Below are 4,965 nucleotides of genomic sequence, written 5' to 3' on the forward strand. Positions count from 1 at the left end.
GCCCGAGCGTGTGGCGCAGCAGTTTGCGCCGCTGGCTGAAGGCCACGCGCACCAGTTCTTCGAGCAGGGGCAGCGACAGGGGCGCCGGCTGCGCGTGCGGCCGCATGCGCAGCACGGCGCTGTGCACGCGCGGCGGCGGATCGAAGCTCCGGGGCGCAACGCTCAGCAGGTGCTGCATGGCGTAGCGCCATTGCAGCATGACCGACAGGCGCCCGTAGGCGCTCGTGGCCGGCTGCGCGAGCATGCGTTCGACGACTTCCTTTTGCAGCATGAAGTGCTGGTCTTCGATGGCCTGCGCGTGCGCGAGCAAATGGAACAGGATGGGCGTGGAGACGTTGTAGGGCAGGTTGCCCACCACGCGCAGCAGCCCGCGCTGCGGCGGGTCCGCCTGCTGCGTGCGCAGGGTCTGTGCGAGCTGCGTGAAGTCGATCGTGAGCGCGTCCGCTGCGATCACGTCGAGCCGCTCGTGCCGTTGCAGGCGCTGCGCCAGGTCGCGGTCGAGTTCGATCACACTCAAGCGCCCGAGGCGCTCGACCAGCGGCTGCGTGAGCGCCGCCAGGCCCGGACCGATCTCGACCATGGACTGGCCCGGCTGCGGTGCAATCGCCTGCACGATGGCGGCGATGACCGCCTGGTCGGTCAGGAAATGCTGCCCGAAGCGTTTGCGCGGGAGGTGTTTCATATCCAGCGGCTGTGGCGGCGCCTGCGGCCGTCGTCGTATGCGCTGCGGGCAGGGGAGGATGGCGCGCTAGCGCGGTGGGTCACGGTATTCCACATAGGCGCGCGCGCGCAGTGCCCGTGCTGCGGCGGGTCCGCCTGCTGCGTGCGCAGGGTCTGCGCGAGCTGCGTGAAGTCGATCGTGAGCGCGTCCGCTGCGATCACGTCGAGCCGCTCGTGCCGTTGCAGGCGCTGCGCCAGGTCGCGATCGAGTTCGATGACGCAGAGGCGCCCGAGGCGCTCGACCAGCGGCTGCGTGAGCGCCGCCAGGCCCGGACCGATTTCGACCATGGACTGGCCCGGCTGCGGTGCAATCGCCTGCACGATGGCGGCGATGACCGCCTGGTCGGTCAGGAAATGCTGCCCGAAGCGCTTGCGCGGGAGGTGCTTCATATCCAGCGGCTGTGGCGGCGCCTGCGGCCGTCGTCGTATGCGCTGCGGCAGGGGAGGATGGCGCGCTAGCGCGGTGGGTCACGGTATTCCACATAGGCGCGCGCGCGCAGTTCCTGCGCCCAGGCGGCGTAGGCTTCGTCGAGCTTTTTCTCGCGCACGATGCTGCGCGCCATGTCGCGCTGCTCGCGCGGGGTCGGCGTGCTCTGGCGGCGTTCGAGCAGTTGGACCAGGTGCACGCCAAAGCGCGTCACCAGCGGCTCGCTGATCTCGCCCGGTTTGAGGGTGTCCAGGGCCTGTTCGAATTCGGGCACGTAGCGGCCGGGGCTGGCCCAGCCCATGTCGCCCCCCTCCTTGGCGCTGCTGTCCTGGGAATGTTCGCGCGCCAGCGCCGCAAAGTCGGCCTGGCCTGCGAGCACGCGCCGTTTGTAGTCGGCCAGGCGTGCGGCTGCGGCGGCCTCGCTCAGCCGGGGGCCGGTGCGCAGCAGGATGTGGCGGGTGTGGTTTTGCTCGACCGTGGCGGGCGTTGCGGCCGTGACGCGCTCGATCACTTTGAGCAGGTGAAAGCCCGCCGGCGAGCGCACGGGGCCGGCGACGGCGCCCAGGGGCAGGTCCTGCGTGGAGCTCACGAACAGCTCCGGGTACTGGTCCACCGGGCGCAGGCCGAGCTGCCCGCCCGCGCGCGCGCCCTCGGGGGCGTCCGAGAATTCGCGCGCCACGGCGGCGAAGTCTTCTCCGGTGTGCAGCCGGTCGGCCGCCTGCCGCGCCCGCGCCTGGCGCTCGGCCTCCTGCGCGGGGCTGGCGTTTTCGGGAACCAGCACCAGCACGTGGCCGAGGTTGATTTGCATGGGCGCGGCCTGCGCGTCCCGCTGCTCTTCCTTCAGGTACTGCTCGACGTCCAGATCGGAGACCTTGACGCGCGCTTCGACTTCGCGTTCGCGCAGGCGCTGCACGAGCAGTTGGTTGCGCAGTTCTTCCCGGAAGCGCTCCTGGCTGATGCCTTCGCGCGCCAGGCGGGCGTGCAGCTCGTCCACCGTCAGCCGGTTCTGGCGCGCCACGTTCTCCTCGGCCTGCGTGACGGCGAACTCGTCCGCCTTGATCCCCGTCTCGCGCGCCTGCTGGATCTGCACCCGCTCAAGGATGATCCGCTCCAGCACTTCGCGCTCCAGCCGTTCGTGCGGCGGCGTGGCGCCGCCCTGGCGGGCCAGCTGCGCCTGAACCTGCGCGAGCCGCGTGCGCAGTTCGGTGCTGGTCACGGGTTCGGAGTTCACCACGGCGACGATGAAGTCCGCCGTGCGCGCCGCGGCGTCGGGCGTGGACGCGGTCTCGGACGGCGCGGGGGCGGGGGCGGGGCGCGCCAATCCCTGGCCCGCAGGCGTTCCCGGCAGGCGCAGGCCCTGCGCTGCAGCGCTGCCCATGGCGGTCAGGCTGGCGAGGATCAGGGCCAGGACTGTGCAGTGATCACGGTATTGCATGGCGTTAGTCGTAGTTGCTGAAGCGGCTCGGCGGCGCCACCTGCTCGCGCAGGTATTGGTAGCGCGGCACATTGTGCTTGAAGGTTTCCTGGGGGTTGGCGCCCAGGCTCAGGCGCGACAGACCCAGGAATTCGATCTGCAGGAGCAGGCGCGTGTTCGAGGTGCTCGTGCCGTTTTGCAGGCGTTCGAGCACCACGCTGCCGATCCAGCAGCAGCCGTCGTATTCCAGGCCGACGATGGTGTTTATGAGCCGGCTGTCTTGCAGGCTGTAGTTCAGCCGGCCGACGCCGTACCAGCGCCTGCCCCCCTGGCCGCCGCCGGGCCCCAGGTCCTGGCCCTTGTCGCCCCACAGGTCGTTCAGGGGCCATTGCCAGCCAATGTCGATTTGCTCGCTGGTGCCGCGCTGCCGGCGGTACGCGGCGCTCAGGGTGCGGTAGCTGCCGGGGCTGTAGCGTGCGCCGACGGTCGTGCGCACGGAGCGGCCCTGCTTGGGGTTGTATTGCAGCATGGAGTCCAGGTCCCAGCGCGGCGTCCAGCGGATGCTCGCGCCCAGCAGCAGGTCGGACAGGCGTTCGTTCACCGGCGCGTTGCCGGGCAGGGTCACCCTTTGCTCGGACAGGCGCAGGCGCTGCGCCAGGCCCAGGCGGATGGCCTCGTTGCCGCTCTCCGGATCCAGCAGGCGCGTGGTCACGCCCAGGGTGAGCAGGTTGTTGTCGGCCAGCCGGTCGTTGCCCCCGTAGGCGTTTTCGGTGTAGATGGTCGCCAGGTTGAAGTCGTTCGCGGCGCTGTCGTACACCGGCAGCCGGCTCTGGTCGCGGTACGGTGTGTAGGTGTAGAACGCCCGGGGCTCCAGGGTCTGCAGGAAGGCGCGCCCGAAGAACCGGGTGTCGCGCTCGAACATCAGCGCGCTGTCCAGGCTGAACGTGGGCAGCGCGCGCTGCGCGCTGCGCGTGCTGCCGGGCAGCGGCGCGTCGAACTGGTACTGCGTGGCGTGCAGTTGCAGCCGCGGCGTGACGTAGCCCGCGGGCTGGACGAAGGGCCGGCTGATCTGTGCCATGGCGTAGCTGCGGGTGGCGTTGGGTTGCCCGGTGCGCTCGCGCGCGGCCTGAAAGCGCGTGCTGTCCAGTTCCACGCTGGCGTCGAGGTTGCCGCCGAGCCCGAGTGGCGCATAGCGCCATTGCAGCTGCGGCATGCGGTCGTATGGCGGCACGATGGGCGCGTTCACGTCCTGCAGCGTCTGCCACTTGAGGGTGCGCAGCGTCGTCGTCGTATCGCTGCGCGTCCAGGTCAGCAGCGCGTCGTTCGGCAGCAGGCGCTGGCGCAGCGGCCCGGAGGCGCGGCCGAAGTCGCGCCAGTAGTCGTCGTCGCTCACGCGGTTCAGATTCAGGTTCAGGCCCAGGGTGTCGGTGCTGCTGCTGAAGGCGCCCTGGTGCCGGCCCGAAAAGCTCCAGCGGGAGTGCCTGCGCAGCTGATCGCTGGGCATCAGGTCGCCGCTGATCTGGCCCGCGTAGGCCGGCTCCAGGTAGCGGAATTCGCCCCCCAGGCTGGCGCCGCGCTTTTGCATGAGCGTGGCGCGCAGCGTGGCGTCGCGGTTCGGCGCGATGTTCCAGTAATACGGCTGCGTGTAGGTCAGGCCGTCGCGGCTGTCGAGCCCGACGGTCGGTGGCAGCAGGCCCGACTTGCGCTTGTCCGAAAGGGGAAAGCTGATGTACGCCAGCGGCAGCAGGGGCACGCCCTTGAACTCCAGCACGGCGTCTTCGGCGGTGCCGGTTTCTTGCGTGCTGTCGATGTGCAGGGTCGCGGCGCGCAGCACCCAGTCCGGCGCCCAGTCCGGCGCATCGCCGCGCTCGCAGGTGGTGTAGGTGGCGTTGTGCACCAGCGTCCGGTCGCGGGCGAGGAAATCCATGCGCGAGGCAGTGCCATGCGCCTGCGGCTCCAGGAGCCAGTACTGCGCGTCGCTGAAGAAGCCCTGGAAGGCGTCCACGTACAACTCCAGCTCCGTGCCCTCGTAGCGGTCGCCCGCGCGGTTGATGCGCACCCTGCCGTGCGCCCGGGCCAGGTCATCGGGCGCGGTGTAGTCCATCCGGTCGGCGCGGATCACGGTATCGCCGTGGCGCAGCTGCGCATCGCCTTCGATGATGGTGTTCAGATCAATCTGGCCGCGGATGTGCTCCCCCGTCACGAAGATCGGGAGCCGGTGGCGCACGGCGGGGGGAATCCGCTCCTGCAGCCGGGGCGTGGCGCGCAGTGCGGGTGGGGCGTCCGGGGCGTCGGCGCCCTGCGCCGGTTCCTGGGCCAGGGCGGCGTGCGGCAGTGCGCAGCAGGCCAGGGCCGCGCCACGGGCCAGCGCAGGCAGCAGGGCGGACAGCCGCCACGCCGAAGC

The 4,965-nt window shown here is 70.6% G+C and carries 3 protein-coding genes and 1 pseudogene; all 4 read right to left on the reverse strand.

Translation table 11 applies throughout. The features are described 5' to 3' along the window. The coding region (gene rsmA, locus VTU_RS0120940; RefSeq protein WP_010108307.1) for a 16S rRNA (adenine(1518)-N(6)/adenine(1519)-N(6))-dimethyltransferase RsmA at positions 1–682 on the reverse strand (682 nt) is incomplete at its 3' end. A gap of 140 nt (positions 683–822) precedes the next feature. Continuing rightward, a pseudogene (locus VTU_RS29065) lies at positions 823–1,110 on the reverse strand (ribosomal RNA small subunit methyltransferase A); the annotation flags it as partial. A 65-nt stretch (positions 1,111–1,175) separates the two neighbouring features. Beyond that, positions 1,176–2,582: a peptidylprolyl isomerase gene (locus VTU_RS0120950; RefSeq protein WP_010108313.1), complete on the reverse strand. Its 1,407-nt coding sequence runs from the start codon at positions 2,580–2,582 to the stop codon at positions 1,176–1,178. A 4-nt stretch (positions 2,583–2,586) separates the two neighbouring features. Further along, a complete protein-coding gene (locus VTU_RS0120955; RefSeq protein WP_029554628.1) occupies positions 2,587–4,950 on the reverse strand; it encodes an LPS-assembly protein LptD in 2,364 nt (787 codons plus the stop codon). Positions 4,951–4,965 lie beyond the last annotated feature (15 nt).

Origin of the sequence: Verminephrobacter aporrectodeae subsp. tuberculatae At4 (assembly GCF_000193225.1) — a bacterium.
In the GTDB taxonomy this organism is placed as follows: Bacteria; Pseudomonadota; Gammaproteobacteria; order Burkholderiales; family Burkholderiaceae_C; genus Acidovorax; species Acidovorax aporrectodeae.